Source organism: bacterium 336/3 (assembly GCA_001281695.1).
Taxonomy (GTDB): domain Bacteria; phylum Bacteroidota; class Bacteroidia; order Cytophagales; family Thermonemataceae; genus Raineya.
Genome location: LJIE01000001.1, coordinates 725,213 through 744,559, shown reverse-complemented (window position 1 = coordinate 744,559; position 19,347 = coordinate 725,213). Strand labels below are relative to the sequence as shown.

Sequence of the window (19,347 nt, the reverse complement as noted above, 5' to 3'; positions counted from 1 at the left end):
CAGCCTATATGTCCGATAACAAAAGTCCGTTTCCGAATAAACCAAACATCCCTAAAGTACCCAATTCCAACAACTATCAAATGTGGTTGGTCTTTACACTCATTGCCATAGTGATTAGTGTAGTGTATTTTAGTCGTTCATATTCAGCTATCGAAACTCCTCCAAACAAGTTTGAGGAGATGCTCACCAACAAAGATATTACTGAAGTGGTGGTATATGCTGATGAGAAAGTGGCAGAAATCACGCTCAAAAAAGAAGCCGTAGAAACCCAAAAGTATGGTAGTTTGCTCAAACAACGTTCAAATTCTGTTGTGATGAAAGGACCTCATTTTTGGTTTAGAATTCCCTCAGCAGATAAATTCACTGAGCTTTATCGTGAAAGTATCATTAAAAATGGAGCAAGTCTTCGCTTCGATGAACGTTCTAATTATGGTGGAATGTTGATTCAGTGGGGTTTCTTATTCTTAATTATTTTCGCATTTTGGATGCTGATGCGTAGAATGGCAGGCGGACCAGGTGGTGGACAAATATTCAATATTGGGCGTTCAAGAGCAACACTCTTTGATGCAGAAAACAAAGTAAATATCACTTTCGATGATGTTGCAGGATTGGATGAAGCCAAAGAAGAAATCAAAGAAATTGTAGATTTTTTAAAAAATCCTAAGAAATTTACTGATTTAGGTGGTAAAATCCCTAAAGGTGCTTTACTAATTGGACCTCCAGGTACGGGTAAAACATTGTTAGCCAAAGCTGTAGCAGGTGAAGCCAATGTACCTTTCTTCAGTTTGTCAGGTTCTGACTTCGTGGAAATGTTTGTAGGTGTTGGTGCTGCTCGTGTTCGCGATTTGTTCAGACAAGCCAAAGAAAAGGCTCCTTGTATTATTTTTATTGATGAAATTGATGCAATTGGTCGTTCAAGAGGAAAAGGCTCTATGCCTGGTGCCAACGATGAAAGAGAAAATACTCTAAACTCTCTGCTTGTAGAAATGGATGGTTTTGGTACAGATTCAGGAGTTATTATTCTTGCTGCTACGAACAGACCTGATGTGTTAGACTCTGCATTATTGCGTCCAGGGCGTTTTGATAGACAAATTAGTATTGACAAACCTGATTTGGTAGGAAGAGAAGCTATTTTCAAAGTTCACCTTATTGCTCTCAAAAAAGGAAAAGATATTGATGCTAAGAAATTAGCTGCCCAAACACCAGGGTTTGCAGGTGCTGAAATTGCCAATGTGTGTAATGAAGCAGCTCTGATTGCCGCAAGACACGACAAGAAAGAAATAAATATGCAAGATTTCCAAGATGCTATTGATAGAGTTATTGGAGGACTTGAAAAGAAAAATAAACTTATTTCTCCTGACGAAAAGAGAATTGTTGCTTATCATGAAGCAGGACATGCCGTTTCAGGCTGGTTCTTAGAACATGCTGACCCTTTGGTAAAAGTAAGTATTGTTCCTCGTGGTGTGGCCGCTTTAGGTTATGCTCAATATTTACCCAAAGAACAGTTCCTTTACCAAACAGAACAGCTTATTGACGAAATGTGTATGACTTTGGGAGGTAGAGCAGCAGAAGAATTGGTTTTTGGAAAAATTTCAACTGGTGCATTAAGCGATTTAGAACGTATTACCAAAATGGCTTACGCCATGGTTACTGTCTATGGTATGAATGAAAAAATTGGAAATATTTCTTTTTACGATTCTAAACCTCAAGGTGATTTTGCATTAGGAAAACCCTATTCGGAAGCAACTGCTGAGGTTATAGACCAAGAAGTGAAAAAAATCATTGACCATGCCTACGAAAGAACCAAAGCATTGTTACAAGAGCATTACAGCGAACTTGAAATGATAGCCCAAGCTCTACTCAAAAAAGAAGTTTTATATCAAGCTGATTTACAAGAACTCATAGGAAGAAGACCTTTTGCAAAAGAAACTACTTATCAGGCTTTTACAAAAGAGAAAATTTCTTTAGAAAAAGATGATTCTCCAAATGACAATACAGAAGCTAACTAATTTCAAAGCCTCCAAAATTTTGGAGGCTTTCTTTTTTGATGGTCTTTTAGAAAAATTGGATATTTTAATTGTTTTTTGTACCTTTGCAGACTTAAATTTACAACTCTACCAATTTGTATATGAAGCAAATAATCGAAGATATTGGTATTTTAGAACAAGAAAACGAAGCTTGTGAAACTGTAAAAATCTCTAAAGAAGAAAATACAGGAAAACAACGTAAACTGTATATCGAAAGTTATGGTTGTCAGATGAATTTCTCTGATTCAGAGATTGTCACATCTGTCATGCAAGACAATGGCTTTGATACAACATCAAATCCTGAAAATGCAGATTTGATATTTCTCAATACTTGTTCCATTCGTGATAATGCTGAACAGAAAATCAGACATAGATTACAACATCTCAATGCCTTAAAGAAAAAACGCCCTGAAATGCTCATTGGAGTATTGGGCTGTATGGCTGAAAGATTGAAAACCAAGCTATTAGAAGAAGAGAAAATGGTTGATATTGTAGCTGGACCTGATGCCTACAGAGACTTACCCAAATTGGTTGACCAAGCAGATGATGGTAGCAAAGCCATCAATGTTTTTCTTTCAAGAGAAGAAACCTATGCAGATATTAGTCCTGTCAGACTGAACTCTAATGGTATCACTGCCTTCGTTTCTATCATGAGAGGTTGTGACAATATGTGTTCTTTCTGTGTTGTACCTTATACTCGTGGTCGTGAGCGTAGCAGAAATCCTTATTCTATTATAGATGAGTGTAAAAATCTTTTTGAAAATGGTTATAAGGAAGTTACACTTTTAGGACAAAACGTAGATTCTTACTTCTGGACTGATAGAGAAGATTTAATCTCTCTCAAAACCTATCAGAAAGCTATTGAAAAAGGCGAAAATCTTGAAGGACTTGAAACCATAAATTTTGCTCAATTACTTGAAAAAGTGGCTCTTGTTTCTCCTGAACTCAGAGTAAGATTTTCTACTTCACATCCTAAAGATATTACAGATGAAGTACTTTATACAATGGCAAAGTATGATAACATCTGTAAATATATCCATTTACCAGTACAAAGTGGCAATACAAGAGTTCTAGAAATCATGAATAGAACTTACACAAGAGAATGGTATTTAGATAGAGTCGCAGCTATCAGACGTATTATTGGTGAAGACTGTGGTATATCTTCAGATATGATAGCAGGTTTCTGCACAGAAACAGAAGAAGAACATCAAGAAACACTTTCTTTAATGGAAATTGTAAAATATGATTTCTCTTATATGTTCTATTATTCTGAACGCCCAGGTACCCCTGCTGAAAAAAAATTAGAAGATGATATTGATTTAGAAACTAAAAAACGCAGATTAAGCGAAATTATAGCAGTTCAAAACAAACTTTCTTTGGAGCGTAACCAACGAGATATTGGCAAAGTTCATAAAGTATTGGTAGAAGGTTACTCAAAACGTTCTCAAGAACATTTACAAGGTAGGAATACAGCTAATAAAGTCATTATTTTCCCAAAGAAAAACTATCAAAAAGGTGATTATGTAGATGTATTGGTTCATGAATGTAATTCTGCTACTTTATTTGGTAATGCAGTAGAATAAAATACTCTCTCTCATTATAAAATAAAAAGACTTGTTGGTATCAACAAGTCTTTTTTATGAGAAAATTCTATTTTTTTCACAAAGAAAAAGCCTTCAAAAATGATTTTTTGAAGGCTTTTGTCGGGGTGGCAAGATTCGAACTTGCGACCTCCTGCTCCCAAAGCAGGCGCGATGACCGGGCTACGCTACACCCCGAACTTTATTTTAGCAACTTTTGCCAAATTTTTTTTCCAAAAAAGAGGAGAGAATGGGATTCGAACCCACGCATCGGTCTCCCGATGACAGTTTAGCAAACTGCTCCTTTAACCGCTCAGGCATCTCTCCTTCCTGTTTTGAGTTTGCAAATATAGACACTTTTTTTCTATTCACAAATTTTTTATCTATATTTTTCAAAACAAGCATTTAATTCTCTGATAATCAAAAGTGAAGGTTTATTTTAGCTATCTTTTAGAGACTATTTGCTTCTCTAACATTTTGGCACTTTCAACCATTTGTATAAAATCTGAGCGATAACCATTATTATCTTTTCCCTTTGAACCTCTTGCCATTGAAAGGACTTGTTCATAATTGCTTTTTCCTTTATAGGGCGATTCTCTCAAAAGCATTCCAAAACTTGCCACTGATGCCGAAAATCTGAAATTATCTGATGTACTCTCCCAATCCTGAGAATTTTTTCCAATTACTTGAGTAATTAAAACGCTTTCTTCTTTTTTGAGTGGTTTGTATCTGAATTTCACTGTCATCAATTCATTACTTTGTGATTGATTGGAAAGTTGATTTTGTTGGTACTTCAAATCGTCCGTTTTGGAAACATATTCACTTTTTACGCCCACAGGTACTATTTCGTAAAGAGCTGTCACTGTATGCCCTGCTCCCAATTCTCCAGCATCTTTTTTATCATCATTAAAATCTTCATTTGCCATTATTCTGTTTTCATAACCAATGAGTCTATAAGCCTGAACCCATTTAGGATTAAATTCTACTTGAATTTTCACATCTTTGGCAATGGTAAACATATTAGCTCTCATTTCTTTGGCAAATACTTTTTGAGCTTCCTGAAGATTATCAATATAAAAATAGTTTCCATTAGCATTTTTAGCTACATCTTCTAATCTTCCATCTTTATAATTCCCCATTCCAAAACCACAGATAGTCAAGTAAATATCTAATTTTCGTTTTTCTTCAACCATTCTAACAAGTTCCGCAGTAGAGCTTACACCTACATTAAAATCGCCATCAGAACACAAAATAATACGATTATTTCCACCTTTAATTAAATTTTCTTCTGCAACTTTATACGCCAAAGTGATACCAGCCCCTCCTGCTGTCGAACCACCTGCTTGTAGATTGTCTAAAGCCTCCATAATTTTCTCTTTTTCACTTGCTTTGGTAGCAGGAAGAGCCAGACCTTCAGAACCAGCATAGACTACTATAGAAACTTTATCTTTATCTGAAAGTTCATTGAGTAAAATAGACATTGATTTCTTCACAAGAGGTAGTTTATTTTCATCATTCATTGACCCTGAAATATCAATCAGAAACACCAAATTAGATGGTTTGAGGTTTCTATAATCCAAGTTTTTACCTTGTAAACCAATATGAACAAGTTTGTTTTGTGGATTCCAAGGGCATGAAGCTAGCTCAGTGTTGATAGTAAATGGATGCTCTCCAGTGGGCTCTTCATAATCATAATCAAAGTAATTAATCATTTCTTCTATCCTAACTACATCTTTTTGAGGCAGTTGTCCTCTTTCGATATTATATCTTACTTGGCTATATGAAGCATTATCTACATCTATCGAAAATGTAGAAAGTGGCTCTTTTTGAGCAGATTTAAAAGGATTGTCTTCTATTTTATTATATTCATCTGTTTTATGCTGTGGGTCAGGTTCTTTGGGAGCATCTTTATCCATCATCGTTGCACTCTCTTCAGCTTGTGGAACTCTTAATTCTTGCTTTTGTACTTCATTTTTTGTGTAATTACCTGTTTCACGTTGTTGATTGCCACAACCTGTTAAAATTTGGGCAACAAAAAGCCCTACCAAGCTAACTGCTCGGATATTTGATAATCCTTTCATAGTAATAAAAAATTTGATGTGAAAAATGGAGTAGAATTTATACCATTTAGTAGAGGCTAAAACTTTTTACACTTTTTATAACAAAAACAACAAAAAGTAACCCAAAAATTGTAAGTTTGTAAGAAAAAATATAAGAAATGCTTGAAAAACATCATTTAGAGTCCTCTTTAAGTTATGAAAACTACATGAAGATGGCTCATGAGTTATTTGAAAAAGGTAAAACAACCTCACAAGACCCTCATTATAATGAACCTTGGGTTTTGGAACTTACCAAACTAAATTTTCAGCGTATTCAAAGAATAGAAAAAACTACTCAAGTTTCCGAAGATATACAACAAGAGCTACAAAGTTTGAAGAAAAATTGGATTTGGCTCATTTTGGTAGAATCTTGGTGTGGAGATGTCGCTCAGAATTTGCCTACCATTCATAAAATTGCAGAAGCCAGTAATGGCAAAATATCTCTCAAACTACTTTTAAGAGATGAAAACTTAGAGGTAATGGATATGTTTTTAACAAATGGAGGACGTTCTATACCTAAAATGGTTTGTTTAGATGAAAATTTGACTACTCTAGGAACATGGGGACCAAGACCAACTCCAGTACAAGAGCTCATGCTCAATGCAAAAGCCGAAGGAAAAACTTTTGATGAAATACATGATATAGTACATGGTTGGTACGCCAAAGATAAAACTCAAACACTTCAAAATGAATTTTTAGCTCTTATTAAATCTTGGAGCAGTCTTTAAACTAAATTTTATTTTTAAATTATTTTCAACTAAAAATATGTTTAAAAAGAATAAACTTACTTTTTATATCATTTTTGCAATGCTTTTGGGCATTGCTTGCGGTTATGTGATACATATTCGTGCCACTGAGAGCGTTATCACAGAGTTTTCTAAAAACATTAAACTTTTAAGTTCTGTTTTTATCCGTCTGGTACAAATGATTATCGCCCCCTTGGTATTTAGTACGTTGGTAGTAGGTATTGCCAAATTGGGCGATTTGAAGACTGTAGGGCGTGTAGGTGGCAAATCTTTGCTATGGTTTGTTTCAGCAAGTTTGATGTCACTTTTGATAGGTATGATACTTGTGAATATTTTAGAGCCTGGCAAGTTCATAGAGTTGAATCAAGCAGATAATGCTTCCCTAAAAGATTTGATGGATAAAAGAGAAACGTTTTCTCTACAAAAGTTTGTAGAACATATTTTTCCGAAAAGTATTGCTGAGGCAATGGCTACCAATGAAATTTTACAGATTTTAGTTTTTAGTATTTTCTTTGGTGTAGCTGCTGCAAGTATGGGCGAAAAAGCCAAGCCTATTATTAAAGCTTTGGATGCTTTTAGTCATATCATTTTAAAAATGGTTGGTTATGTGATGAATTTTGCTCCTATTGGTGTTTTTGGGGCATTATCGGCAGTGGTAGCTTCTAAAGGTTTAGGCATTTTTGAGTTTTATATCATTTATTTTGCTTATTTTTTGATAGGCATTGCTGTTTTGTGGGCTGTTCTGTTGGGTGTGGGTTATTTGATACTTGGTAAACGTATGACAGAACTCATGAAAGCCATCGGAAGTCCACTCCTTATTGCATTTAGCACAACAAGTAGCGAAGCTGTATTTCCAAAACTTACACAAGAGTTAGAAAAATTTGGTTGTAAAGATAAAATTGTGGCATTTGTACTTCCATTGGGTTATTCTTTCAATTTGGATGGAAGCATGATGTATATGACTTTTGCCAGTCTTGCCATTGCCCAAGCTTATGGTATGCACTTGCCCTCACATCCCCATTATTTAGATATAGGTACTCAACTTACTATGTTATTGGTATTGATGCTCACAAGTAAAGGGATTGCAGGTGTTCCGAGAGCCTCTTTGGTAGTAGTTTTAGCTACTTGTGCTATGTTTAATATTCCACCAGAGGGTGTTGCTCTTATTTTACCCATTGACCATTTTTGTGATATGTTTAGAAGCATGACCAACGTAGTAGGTAATGCTTTGGCTACTACTGCTGTAAGTAAATGGGAAGGCGAACTGACAGAAGGAAACCCCAGTATAGAATCTTAGATGATTTGTTGTGTATAGCTCACATTAAAGGAGATTACCTAAGTTTAGGTAATCTCTTCTTTTTTTAGCGTTGTTTATTCTCTTAGAAAGTCTTATCTTTGCTGAAAAATTGAAAGGTTTATGAGAGTTTATTTGGACAATGCAGCTACCACTCCTATTGACAAAGCTGTTGTAGAATCTATGATGCCTTATTTGACAGATTTTTTTGGTAATCCATCTTCTATTCATTGGCATGGTAGGCAGGTAAGGGCAGAAATTGAAAAAGCCAGAAAAATTGTTGCTGAGTTATTAAATGCAAGCCCTTCTGAAATATTTTTCACTTCTGGAGGTACAGAAGCCGATAATAGTGCTATTCATGGAGCATTGGAAACTTATCAGTTAGAACATATCATTACATCTCCTTTGGAGCATCATGCTGTTTTACATACAGCTGAAGAACTTGCTCATCATCACAAAGCTCAATTACATTTAGTTGAAATTGATAAAAAAGGATGTATTAACTTATCTAATTTAGAAACCTTACTCCAACAACACCCCAAAGCGTTAGTTTCTTTGATGCATGGAAATAATGAGATTGGCAACTTAATTTCATTAACCCAAGTTGGTGAGCTTTGTAAACAATATGGAGCATACTTCCATTCGGATACAGTTCAGACCATGGGGCATTATAAACATGATTTGAAAAATACCAAAGTTGATTATGTTGTGGGGGCAGCCCACAAATTTCACGGTCCTAAAGGAGTTGGCTTTTTGTATATCAATCACAAATCTAAGATAAATGCCTATATTACAGGAGGTTCACAAGAAAGAAATATGCGTGGAGGTACAGAAAATGTAGCTGGAATTATTGGATTGGCAAAAGCTTTACAACTTGCTTATGAAGATATGAGTGGACATGAGCGTCATATAAAAGAGTTGAAAGCTTATATGATGAAATCATTGAAGGATAAGATTGAGGACATAGCTTTCAATGGCATGAGTGATGATTTAGAAAATAGTTTATATACAGTATTGAATGTGAGTTTACCACCCTCAGAAAATGATGACATGTTGTTGTTTAACTTAGATATCAAAGGTATTTCTGCATCTGGAGGTAGTGCTTGTTCTTCTGGTTCAGAGTCTCGTTCACATGTTTTACAAGCTTTAGACAGCCCCAAAAACAGACCTGCTGTCAGGTTTTCGTTCAGTCGTTTTACAACCAAAGAAGATATTACATTCGCTGTAGATGTTTTAGCTAATTTATATCAAAAGGAAAAAGCTATAGCTTAAATTCTTTACTTTTCTATTTAAAACATTCTCTCAAGAGTTCATATAAAACTTTTAAGAGAATGTTTTGACTTTCAGGAAGAAATGCCTACCTTTGCGTTCCTATTTTTATAATGTTTCACTAATTCAATCTTAATGCCCGTAAGATTGATGTAAAAAGGGCAAAGTTATTATGAGTAAATCAAACGCAGATTTTAATTGGGATTTGTTGGAAGGCAACAAAGGCTTTGGTAATTCTTATACCAAAGAAGAACACAAAAAATTGATGGCAATGTACGATGCTACATTGAATGATGTTGAGGAAAGTAAAGTAGTAATGGGTAAAGTAGTTACAATTACAGACCGTGATGTTGTAATTGATGTTGGATTCAAAGCTGATGGTTTAGTCCCTCGTTCTGAATTTAGAGATATGCCAGAATTGAAAGCTGGTGATCAAGTTGAAGTTTTCATTGAGAAAAAAGAAAGCCAAACAGGTCAAATTGAACTTTCTCGTAAGAAAGCGAAAATTTTGACTGCTTGGGATAAAATACAAAGTGCTTTAGATAATGACACCATTATCGAAGGTTTTGTAAAACGCAGAACAAAAGGTGGTTTGATTGTAGATATTTTTGGTATCGAGTCTTTCTTACCTGGTTCTCAAATAGATGTTAAGCCTATCCGTGACTTCGACATTTTCGTTGGTAAGAAAATGGAAGTTAAAGTTATTAAAATCAATTATACTAATGACAACGTGGTTGTTTCTCATAAAGTCCTTATCGAGAAGGATTTAGAAGAGCAACGTGGTCAAATCCTTGCTAACCTAGAGAGAGGTCAAGTACTTGAAGGTGTTATCAAGAATATGACTAACTTTGGTGTGTTCATTGATTTGGGTGGTGTTGATGGTTTATTACATATCACTGATATTTCTTGGGGTAGAATCACTCACCCTGAAGAAATGCTTTCTTTAGACCAAAAAGTACGTGTAGCTGTATTAGATTTTGATGATGATAAGAAGCGTATATCTTTAGGTATGAAGCAATTAACTCCTCATCCTTGGGAATCTTTGGATGCTGGTATTGATGTTGGTTCTAAAATCAAAGGTAAGATTGTAAATGTAGCTGATTATGGTGCATTCTTAGAAATTATGCCTGGTGTTGAAGGACTTATCCACGTTTCTGAAATGTCTTGGTCTCAACACTTACGTAATCCTCAAGATTTCTTGAAAATCGGAGATGAAATTGAAGCTGTTGTGCTTACTTTAGATCGTGAAGAGCGTAAAATGTCTTTAGGTATCAAACAATTGACTGAAGATCCTTGGACTAAACAAGAAATGATTAGCAAATATGCAGTAGGTACAGCTCATAAAGGTACTGTTCGCAATTTGACTAACTTTGGTTTATTCTTAGAATTGGAAGAAGGTGTAGATGGTTTGGTTCACGTTTCTGACCTTTCTTGGACTAAGAAAATCAAACATCCTTCTGAATTTGTAAAAGTTAGTGATGAGTTAGATGTAAAAGTATTGGAATTGGATGTAGAAAATCGCCGTTTGGCTTTAGGACACAAGCAATTGGAAGAAAACCCTTGGGATACATTTGAAACTATCTTCACTGAAGATTCAGTACACAAATGTACAATCCAAGCAAAAACTGATAAAGGTGCTGTTTTAGAGTTACCTTATGGTATTGAAGGTTTCTGTAATACCAAAAACTTAACGAAAGCTGATGGTAGCCAACCTGAAGTAGGTGAATCTTTAGACTTCAAAGTAGTAGAATTTATAAAAGCTGATAAGAAAATTACACTTTCTCATTTAGCTACTTACACTGAAGAGAAAAAAGAGAAGAAAGAGAAAAAAGTTAAAGAAGAAGAGTCTACAGTAGCTCCTGAAACTTTAGCTGATATGGCTGAAATCTCTTCTGAAGAAAAGCCTAAGAAAAAGGGTGGAAGAAAGAAAAAATCTGATGAAGAAGAAACAGCAGAATAATATAACAAAAAGCCTCACTAAATTGTGAGGCTTTTTTATTTACCCAATTTCATCTTTATAAAATCAAGTCCCATTTTATAAAGATTATTTAATTCTGTAGAAATCTTCAACTTCAAAACAGCAGTAAAGTATAGAATTGTTATCAATCCAGCTTTTAAAGTTAGTATAAAAAGAGCTTGCCACATATTTTGAGCTTGTGGCAATAAAAGCATAGCAGCCCAAATAGCTATAGCAACAGCCAATACATACAATTGCTTTATTTGATAAGGAAGAATACCAAACTTCCAGTAAACATAAAACACTTGTGTACTGATATACAATATACTAGAAATTGTTGTTGCATATGCAGCCCCATCTATTTTATACAAATCTATCAACCAATAATTTAAAAAGATATTTACCAATACAAAAATAAATACCAAAAGGCTACTAATATAATATCTATGTGAATAGGTTATCACTTCTGCTCGTAGTCCTGAAGCTAAATTAAATAATGTAGTAAGACCTAAGAAAAAAACAACCCATTTCCCTTCACTATAAATTGCTCCTTTAGGGATAAGCATAAAAAGTTCATCAATACAACACCAAATCCCTAGAAACACAAATGCCCCTCCCATAAGCTGATGTAAAGCTACTTTATGGTATATTTCATTTAATTTTCCTGCATTATTGGTCTGAATAGCCTCTGAAAGTATAGGTATTGAGATTTGAGATAAAGCTTTTTTAGGTATTTCGATAGTGGTTACAATAAAAGTAGCTAATATAAAAATGGCACTTTGTGCTAATCCTTCTTGCCCTGCAAGCATTACTCTATCCACAAATTTGAAAATATTTTCACCCAGACCACCCAAAATAATAAAAAAACCATAAATCATCATGGGTTTAAAATAATCACTCTTGAATATTGACCAATTAATTCCCCAAAAAAGTTTTTTTAAATTTTTAATATATAGAATAAGAATAACGACAGCTAAAAAGTACATGAATACCATCCCATAAATCAGATAATCAAAGCTTATCCAACCTAATCCATAAATCAATACAATCCCTATATTGAAACTTTTTAAGAAGATTTCTCTAATTGCAGCAGGAATAGCAATACGAGAATTATTTCTACTATAAGCCTCAAAAACAATCATATACACCCAAAAGGCTGTAAGAGGTAAACTAAAAAAATGATAATCTATAATTTGAGGAGATTTTAAGCGAAAGTAATCTGCTATAGGTTCTCGAAAGGAAATGTATATTAATGAAAATAAGCCTACTCCAATCAATGAGATAAATAATAAAAAACCTAAAAAACCATCATGCTTTTTTTCTTGGTTTTTAAAGTGAATAAAAAATTTGTCTAAAATGAAAGGAGTCCCTAAATGAGCAAAACAAGCAAATACAAGGCTGTTTTCTAGCAGTAATCGGTTAATTGCTAACTGTTCGGGAGTGAGTATTTTAGTGGAAATAAACAGATTATTGATCAGCCCTAAACCTACTCCAATATAAGAAACAAAACTGGCTTTTAAACTTTGTCTAACAACAATTCCCATTATAAATCCTTTTCTCTTTCTTCAATTATTGTAACCAATTCTTTATACCAAGTTTCTCCATATTTACGAATTAAAGGTGCTTTTAAGAATTGATAAACAGGAACCGCTAATTTTTCTCCAAGTGTACAAGCTGGTGAACAAATATGCCATTGATGGTAATTAAGAGCATCATATTCAGCATACTGACTTATTCTGATAGGATACAAATGACATGAAATAGGTTTATGAAAATGTATTTTATTTTCTAGATAAGCTTTTTCAATACTACATTTCCAATGCCCTTTTTCGTCTTTTTTTGCAAAAACACATTCTTTTCCTCCTACTGTAGTGGTAGAAAAGTCTCCATCACTATCTAAAATATATAATCCTTGTTTTTCAGCAGTTTCTCTACCTATATCTGACATATAAGGTTTTACTGCTTCAAAAACTTCGTCCAGAATAGGTAGCTCATACAACTCTAGAGGTGCTCCTAAATCACCTTCTTCGCAACAAGCTCCTTGACATCTTTCCAAATCGCAGACAAACATTTTTTCAGCTATATCATCTGAAAGATATGTATTTCCAATTATGATCACTATTCTATATTTTAAGATTTATTAATCACTAAAAAAATTTCGAGTTGCAAATATAAAGGTAAAGATTCGAGTTTTTGCTGAATTTCTTTGCTTAAAAGAGTATTATGTAAAATTACTTTTTTGAGTTTTGGTAAATGAGTAGAACCAAATAATTGGATATAAGCCTCTAAAGGTGTACAATATTGTTCATAATTTTCCATATAAAACTCTGAATAATCCCAAAACTCTAAAGTCTCCAAATGCTCAAAAACACTTGTTTTTGCTAAATTTTCAATAAAATTTTGATGTGCAAAACCTGTTTGTATTTTTAAATGGATGATAGATAATTTTTGTTCAAAAAAGTTATTAGAGGGTGCTGATGGCAGTTGTAAATATTCTAATACTGGCATTTTCTTCATTACCTGCCCAATGATACCATTCTCTTCATAATCGTCATTACCTGTGATAATCACTCGATTATGATTCGTTGTATTCAAAGGAAAAACTAATTTTTTAAGATTCTTAAAAATGTTTTTAGGTTTTCCTCCTAATTTGGCCAAATCCCAGTTATTTGTACCATTAATCCCCTCATCTTCTGAATAAAGATTTAGGCTACCAATATATTCTGTTACTTCACTCTGATTAATATAATCGAAAAAAACATCACAAACAGGCATTGCAGACTCTTGTGATATAAAATCTATATCATAGAGATTATTTTTCAATGAATATCTAATTTCAAATGGTATATCACTGTTTTCTTCAATTTTTACCTGTATTTTCTCTATGATATTCATAATATAAAAGACATTTTTATAATGCAAGATAAGAAAGTTCATCTAAAATATTAGAAAGTTAACCTGAATATTTATATATTCGCCAAAACTTTTATTAGGTTTAGATAGCTTTTACCATGAATTTCCCCATTAGGAAAATTACTATCATCATAGCTTCCATTTTACTATTAGCTTATTTGTTTTCGAACTTTTGGCTATATAAAAAGCATTCTTATCTCTCTTTTCCTATTGTAAAAGATGATCCTTACTATTTTTTTGGTGATAAACTTGTAGGTTTACAACTTACTTATGAAAAAATAGAACTTACTGGTAGTTATGGCAATACCAGTGCTTGTATTTTACCCTCTGATTCTGACAAAAACATTTGGATAATCCACTTACATGGTACAAATAACATGTATTATTCCGAGTCAAATTTGTGGCGTTATAAAACATGGAATAATTTAGGTATCAATATTCTTACACTCAATTATATTACACAAGAAGGTAGTAAACAAATAGCTTCTTCCGAAAAAATGTATCAGTCAGCATTGATGGCATATAACTATTTAGTTACCAAGAGCAGTGTACCTTATGACCATATTATAGTATATGGAGAAGGTGTAGGGGCATACCCAGCTTCTAAATTGGCTAAAGAAATGCAAGTAGCTGGTTTAATTATTGAAAATGGTATTACGTCTATTCAAAATTTTTTAAAAGATTTATATCCTATTTTGATAGTTAGTTATTTGGTTGAAGAACAGTTTAATGTTCATGATTATATCAAAGAAGTTTCCATTCCCTCTTTATTTGTTTATATGGAAAGAGATGATACTTATCCTAATCAACATACCAAACAATTATTTGAAAAATCGGGAAGTATACAGAAAAGATTAGTCAATTTAAAAGATAAAAGTAAAGACCTTAAAAATAAAAATATCAAAACTTATCAAAAAGCTATTTCTGATTTTCTTAAAGAGCTAAAATTGCGTGTAATTTGATGTTTTGGGTATTTCTTTTCTTCTTTTCAATCTATTTTATCCTTGTTATTCTTTTTTCTATCATTTGGATAACAATGCCCTCTTATAAACTTCTCAAAAACACACACACAAATCTTACAGTCATTGTTGTATTCAGAAATGAAGCTCTAAATTTACCTTATATCCTTAAAGATTTAGACAAACAAACATTAGATAAAACTTTATGGGAAGTGATTTTTATCGATGACTTTTCTGAAGATGATAGTACTAAAACCATAAGAAAATTCTTAGAAAACAGTTTTATTCGTGCTAACATCCTTACAAACAATGTTTTTCAAGAAATCATCTCTCCTAAAAAAAGAGGTATTAGCCAAGCTATTAAACAAGCAAAAGGCGAGCTAATTATTTGTACTGATGCTGATTGTAGGCTTCCATCTACTTGGTTACAAGGCATCGCTTCATTTTACGAACAAACAGATGCTTATTTCATAAGTTCTTCTGTTAAGTTTTTGCCTACACAAAGTATATTTCAAAAAATGCAAGCTTTAGAATTTTCTAGTCTGATAGGTTCAGGGGCAGGGTGTATTGGTTTGCAAGCACCTACTATGTGTAATGGGGCAAATATTGCTTATAAAAAAACTATTTTTGAAGAATTAGATGGGTTTAAAGGCTCTGAGAATATTGCCTCTGGGGATGACGAGTTTTTAATGCATAAATTTGCTAAAGTATATCCTCAAAAAGTAAAATTTAATAAATCTAACAATGTAACTGTTTCTACAACACCACATTACAATTGGAAGTCTTTTTTTGAACAACGCAAAAGATGGGCAAGTAAATGGGAACATTACCAAAATTGGGCTCCAAAAGTATTAGCTTTATTCATATTTCTTATCAATTTATTATCTGTATTTCTCTACTTCTCGCCTTTTTTGATATCCAATAATATAATTTGGGTTTTAATTGGTTTGAAGTTTAGTATAGAATTTGTATTTTTGGCTTGGATATTATCTAGTTTAAAGCAAATTTGGTTATTATGTTGGATACCTCTTCTTTTTGTTGTGTATCCTTTTTATGTGTTGGTATTTGCTTTATTTTCAAGAAAAAAAAATTATATTTGGAAAGGCAGAACACATTTTATTTAAAATATCTGATTTTTTACTATGACTAACTTAGAATTTGAAGTATTAGACCAGCTTTATTTTGTAGAAAGCTTTAAGAAAGTTCAAGATGAGTTAGGTTTAGATGAAGATACATTGAAAAATGTATTGAAAGATATGATTGATAAGGGCTGGGTGAAGTGTTTCTCAGACCGTTATTCAGAAGTTACTATAGATACCAAGCAATTTGAAGAAAAATATACTTTATATCAATATTTAGCTACCAAAGAAGGCTTATTAGCCCATAACAGTCGATAATTTTATGCAAACTGTACAAGAGAAAGAAGTAGATATCGTTTATAAACCCTCATATTATGTTAGGAAACGTTTCTTTAGAAATATTTCAGCTGTAATAGGTTTGGGAGTAGTTGTAATTGCTGTGATTATTGCTTTTTTAGGTTATTTGATTATGCCTGACAATACTCCTAATGCTGATGATGGAAATCCTCATATACAAATTAAACCCCCAGGGTTTAAAGCTAAAATATTGAAAAAACACAAGAATATTCCTATTCATACTCCAACATTTGTAGAGAAATTGATTACAGGTGTTCCCAGTGAATACACTATTATTCCTATTGAAAGTTATAAAATTAATGAACAAGATTTGACTGTTTCTTATAAGGTTTTTGGAGGGATTAAAGAACAAAAGATACCTGTTATTTCAGCTGTAAAGTCTTTATTTGTGGGAGATGTGAATTCCATTAAAGAGGCTGCCCAAGCAACCAATAATTCCTTATTTCTTACAAAAGATAATTATGTGATTTATGTAAATTATGAAGGAAAAATAGAAAAAATATCTTCTTCAGACCTCATCAAAGAATTTGAAAAATATGATATAGAAGAAAGAACTTATTGGCTGGGAACAGATAAACAAGGAAGAGATATGCTAAGCCGTTTAATTTTCGGAACACGTATCTCATTAAGTATTGGTTTAGTTGCTGTACTTATTTCGGTACTTGTGGGGGTAAGTTTGGGTTCATTAGCTGGTTTTTTAGGTGGAAAAATAGACTATATCATTACTTGGTTTATGACAGTAGTATGGTCCATTCCTCAAATCATGCTTGTTATTGCGATTAGTTTAGCATTAGGTAGAGGTATTTGGGTTGCTTTTATTGCCGTAGGGCTTACAACATGGGTAGATATAGCTCGTTTGGTGCGTGGAGAAATTATGTCTATCAAAGAAAAGCAATTTGTAGAAGCGTCAAGAGCTTTGGGCTTAGGGAATTTCAGAATTGTTACAAGACATATTTTACCCAATTTGTTTGGTCCTCTGATTGTTGTTATTAGCTCTAATTTTGCTTCTGCGATTCTTACAGAAGCAGGCTTAAGCTTTCTAGGTTTAGGAGCTCAACCACCTATGCCTTCTTGGGGAATGATGGTTTATGAAGGTAAAAATTATATTGGTTCAGCAAACGGCTTCCATATGATTTTCTACCCAAGTTTAGCAATTAGTATTATGGTTTTAGCGTTTAATCTACTAGGAAATGGTCTACGTGATGCTTATGATCCTAAAACCCTTGTAAAATAATGGTTTCAACAGAATCATTACTACAAAGAAAAGAGTTAGCTCTAAGTTCGTTATTAGAAGTTACTCAAGCCATTAACAATAACATGGCAGAGGATTTCTTGTATCGTATTTATAATTTTACACTTCGGGGTAACCTTAGTATTAGTAAAATGTCTTTATGGGTAAATGATTTTGGTGTATGGAACTGTAAAACAAGTTTTGGAAGTAAAAACACTACTTCTTCAGATGTATTTTCTAACATTACCTTACAAGCTTCACAAAATGTATCTACACTTTCTGAAAGTATTTTTAATGATATATTTTCTGATTTTGAAATAGTAATTCCTATTTTTCATAAAGCCAATCCTTTAGCTTTTGTATTTGCATCAGGGATGAATGGTGGTGATGTAGATGCCGATTTTATTCGAACACTTACTAATATTTTAATTGTAGCTATTGAAAATAAAAAATTAGCTCAAAAACAATTAGAACAGGAGGCCTTAAGAAAAGAGCTGGATATTGCAGCCAAAGTGCAACAAAGACTTTGTCCAAAAGATTTACCTAATACAGAAAAATTACAAATTTCAGCTTGGTATGCACCCCACTCCTCTGTAGGTGGTGACTATTATGACTTTATTGAAATGTCTAAAGATAAATTTTTGCTTTGTATCGCTGATGTTTCTGGCAAAGGTATTGCTGCAGCCATGATGATGGCAAATTTTCAGGCTTCTTTACGAACATTGGCTCGACAAACAGATAATCTTAAGGAAATTGTTGAAGAACTCAATTATCAAGTATTACAAAATGCTCAAGGCGAAAATTTCATTACCTTTTTTGTAGCGACTTATCAATATAGTAATCAACAATTTAGCTATATCAATGCAGGGCATAACCCTCCATTTTTATCTTATCAAAATCATTTACAACGCCTTGATCAAGGAACAACTGTCTTAGGTATATTTAGTCCTTTACCTTTTATTACAGAGGCTCAGATTATCTTGAGAGATGATTTTTTTATTTTTGCTTATACGGATGGTTTATCGGAAATCATAGATGCTGATGATGAACAGTTTGGAGAAGAAAGAATTGCCAAATGTTTACAAAAATACTCTCAAAAAGATTTAGAAGTATTTCATAGTCAGATTATAGCCGAAATCAATCATTTTAAACAAGAAATGGCATATCCTGATGACATTACTTTCCTTTCTTGTAAAATTAATACTTAATATGCGTTATCATAAAACACCTGATACTCTTCAACGCATTTTTTCTTCATTTATCTGGAAAAAACCTCAAACCACACCTACCATTTACTTAACGTTCGATGATGGTCCTATTCCAGAGCTTACCCCTTTTATTCTTGATTTACTAACACAATACAAAGCTAAAGCTACATTTTTTTGTGTTGGAGATAATATTAGAAAGTATTCTACTATTTTTCAGGATATTATAAAAAATGAACACCAAATAGGCAATCATACATACAACCATCTCAATGCATGGAAAACAGACAAGAAAGTTTATTTGGAAAATATAGAATTGTGTAAACAAGAAATTGAAAATCAGGGAGCAAAAAGCAATTTCTTTCGCCCCCCTTATGGTAAACTTTCTTTCAACCTAAGAAAAGATATTATCAAAGAGCATCAAATTGTGATGTGGGATGTACTCTCTTATGATTTTGACCAAACTATCAGTCCAGAAAATTGCCTAAAAAACTCTATCAACTATACACAAAATGGTAGCTTAATTGTTTTTCATGACAATATAAAAGCTACCAAGAATATAGAATATACCCTTCCTCGATATTTAGAGTATTTTAGTGAAAAAGGGTTTATGTTTGAAAAATTATACTAA

17 protein-coding genes and 2 tRNA genes are annotated in these 19,347 nt (G+C 33.0%); 13 read left to right on the top strand and 6 right to left on the bottom strand.

From position 1 onward, the window contains the following. The first annotated feature begins 8 nt into the window (after positions 1 to 8). Genes AD998_03525 through AD998_03515 form a run of 3 tightly spaced genes read left to right on the top strand, consistent with a single transcriptional unit; the run spans position 9 to position 3,610 of the window. Complete coding sequence (locus AD998_03525; GenBank protein ID KOY85347.1) at positions 9 to 2,009, top strand: peptidase M41; 2,001 nt, start codon at positions 9 to 11, stop codon at positions 2,007 to 2,009. Beyond that, the gene (locus tag AD998_03520) at positions 1,987 to 2,184 is read left to right on the top strand and encodes a hypothetical protein (protein KOY85346.1); all 198 of its coding nucleotides are present in this window, start codon (positions 1,987 to 1,989) and stop codon (positions 2,182 to 2,184) included. Before AD998_03525 ends, AD998_03520 begins: the two co-directional genes overlap by 23 nt. Next, the gene (locus AD998_03515) at positions 2,129 to 3,610 is read left to right on the top strand and encodes a (dimethylallyl)adenosine tRNA methylthiotransferase (GenBank protein KOY85345.1); all 1,482 of its coding nucleotides are present in this window, start codon (positions 2,129 to 2,131) and stop codon (positions 3,608 to 3,610) included. Before AD998_03520 ends, AD998_03515 begins: the two co-directional genes overlap by 56 nt. Before the next feature lie 117 nt (positions 3,611 to 3,727). Here AD998_03515 and AD998_03510 read toward each other — a convergent pair. The 3 genes from AD998_03510 to AD998_03500 form a co-directional block, all read right to left on the bottom strand. Beyond that, positions 3,728 to 3,805 (bottom strand) — tRNA-Pro (locus tag AD998_03510). A gap of 44 nt (positions 3,806 to 3,849) precedes the next feature. Continuing rightward, positions 3,850 to 3,934 (bottom strand) — tRNA-Ser (locus AD998_03505). Between the two features lie 116 nt (positions 3,935 to 4,050). Beyond that, a complete protein-coding gene (locus AD998_03500; protein KOY85344.1) occupies positions 4,051 to 5,688 on the bottom strand; it encodes a hypothetical protein in 1,638 nt (545 codons plus the stop codon). Positions 5,689 to 5,825: 137 nt separating this feature from the next. On the opposite strand from AD998_03500, the gene AD998_03495 reads away from it, so the two are divergent. The 4 genes from AD998_03495 to AD998_03480 all read left to right on the top strand — a co-directional run bounded on the left by AD998_03495 (position 5,826) and on the right by AD998_03480 (position 10,975). Further along, the gene (locus tag AD998_03495) at positions 5,826 to 6,434 is read left to right on the top strand and encodes a hypothetical protein (protein ID KOY85343.1); all 609 of its coding nucleotides are present in this window, start codon (positions 5,826 to 5,828) and stop codon (positions 6,432 to 6,434) included. 37 nt (positions 6,435 to 6,471) lie between these two features. Then, positions 6,472 to 7,749, top strand: coding sequence for a C4-dicarboxylate ABC transporter (locus AD998_03490; GenBank protein KOY85342.1), 1,278 nt, complete (start codon positions 6,472 to 6,474; stop codon positions 7,747 to 7,749). Positions 7,750 to 7,869: 120 nt separating this feature from the next. Further along, a complete protein-coding gene (locus AD998_03485) occupies positions 7,870 to 9,018 on the top strand; it encodes a cysteine desulfurase (GenBank protein KOY85341.1) in 1,149 nt (382 codons plus the stop codon). 169 nt (positions 9,019 to 9,187) lie between these two features. Beyond that, positions 9,188 to 10,975 (top strand): 30S ribosomal protein S1, encoded by a 1,788-nt coding sequence (locus AD998_03480; GenBank protein ID KOY85340.1) that lies wholly within the window; start codon positions 9,188 to 9,190, stop codon positions 10,973 to 10,975. A gap of 35 nt (positions 10,976 to 11,010) precedes the next feature. Here the strand turns inward: AD998_03480 and AD998_03475 are convergent, their stop codons facing one another. Genes AD998_03475 through AD998_03465 form a run of 3 tightly spaced genes read right to left on the bottom strand, consistent with a single transcriptional unit; the run spans position 11,011 to position 13,867 of the window. Then, positions 11,011 to 12,516, bottom strand: a complete 1,506-nt coding sequence (locus AD998_03475; protein ID KOY85339.1) for a hypothetical protein — start codon at positions 12,514 to 12,516, stop codon at positions 11,011 to 11,013. After that, positions 12,516 to 13,091: a hypothetical protein gene (locus AD998_03470; GenBank protein ID KOY85338.1), complete on the bottom strand. Its 576-nt coding sequence runs from the start codon at positions 13,089 to 13,091 to the stop codon at positions 12,516 to 12,518. Before AD998_03470 ends, AD998_03475 begins: the two co-directional genes overlap by 1 nt. A gap of 11 nt (positions 13,092 to 13,102) precedes the next feature. Further along, positions 13,103 to 13,867, bottom strand: a complete 765-nt coding sequence (locus tag AD998_03465; GenBank protein KOY85337.1) for a hypothetical protein — start codon at positions 13,865 to 13,867, stop codon at positions 13,103 to 13,105. Positions 13,868 to 13,983: 116 nt separating this feature from the next. On the opposite strand from AD998_03465, the gene AD998_03460 reads away from it, so the two are divergent. The 6 genes from AD998_03460 to AD998_03435 are packed head-to-tail and all read left to right on the top strand — an operon-like array spanning position 13,984 to position 19,347. After that, positions 13,984 to 14,847 (top strand): hypothetical protein, encoded by an 864-nt coding sequence (locus AD998_03460; protein ID KOY85336.1) that lies wholly within the window; start codon positions 13,984 to 13,986, stop codon positions 14,845 to 14,847. Further along, on the top strand, positions 14,847 to 15,968 hold the full coding sequence (locus AD998_03455) for a hypothetical protein (GenBank protein KOY85335.1): 1,122 nt from the start codon (positions 14,847 to 14,849) through the stop codon (positions 15,966 to 15,968). Before AD998_03460 ends, AD998_03455 begins: the two co-directional genes overlap by 1 nt. A gap of 18 nt (positions 15,969 to 15,986) precedes the next feature. Continuing rightward, the gene (locus AD998_03450) at positions 15,987 to 16,241 is read left to right on the top strand and encodes a hypothetical protein (GenBank protein ID KOY85334.1); all 255 of its coding nucleotides are present in this window, start codon (positions 15,987 to 15,989) and stop codon (positions 16,239 to 16,241) included. A 4-nt stretch (positions 16,242 to 16,245) separates the two neighbouring features. Further along, positions 16,246 to 17,514, top strand: a complete 1,269-nt coding sequence (locus AD998_03445; protein ID KOY85333.1) for a peptide ABC transporter permease — start codon at positions 16,246 to 16,248, stop codon at positions 17,512 to 17,514. Beyond that, complete coding sequence (locus AD998_03440; GenBank protein KOY85332.1) at positions 17,514 to 18,719, top strand: hypothetical protein; 1,206 nt, start codon at positions 17,514 to 17,516, stop codon at positions 18,717 to 18,719. Before AD998_03445 ends, AD998_03440 begins: the two co-directional genes overlap by 1 nt. 1 nt (position 18,720) lies before the next feature. Beyond that, the gene (locus tag AD998_03435) at positions 18,721 to 19,347 is read left to right on the top strand and encodes a polysaccharide deacetylase (protein KOY88033.1); all 627 of its coding nucleotides are present in this window, start codon (positions 18,721 to 18,723) and stop codon (positions 19,345 to 19,347) included.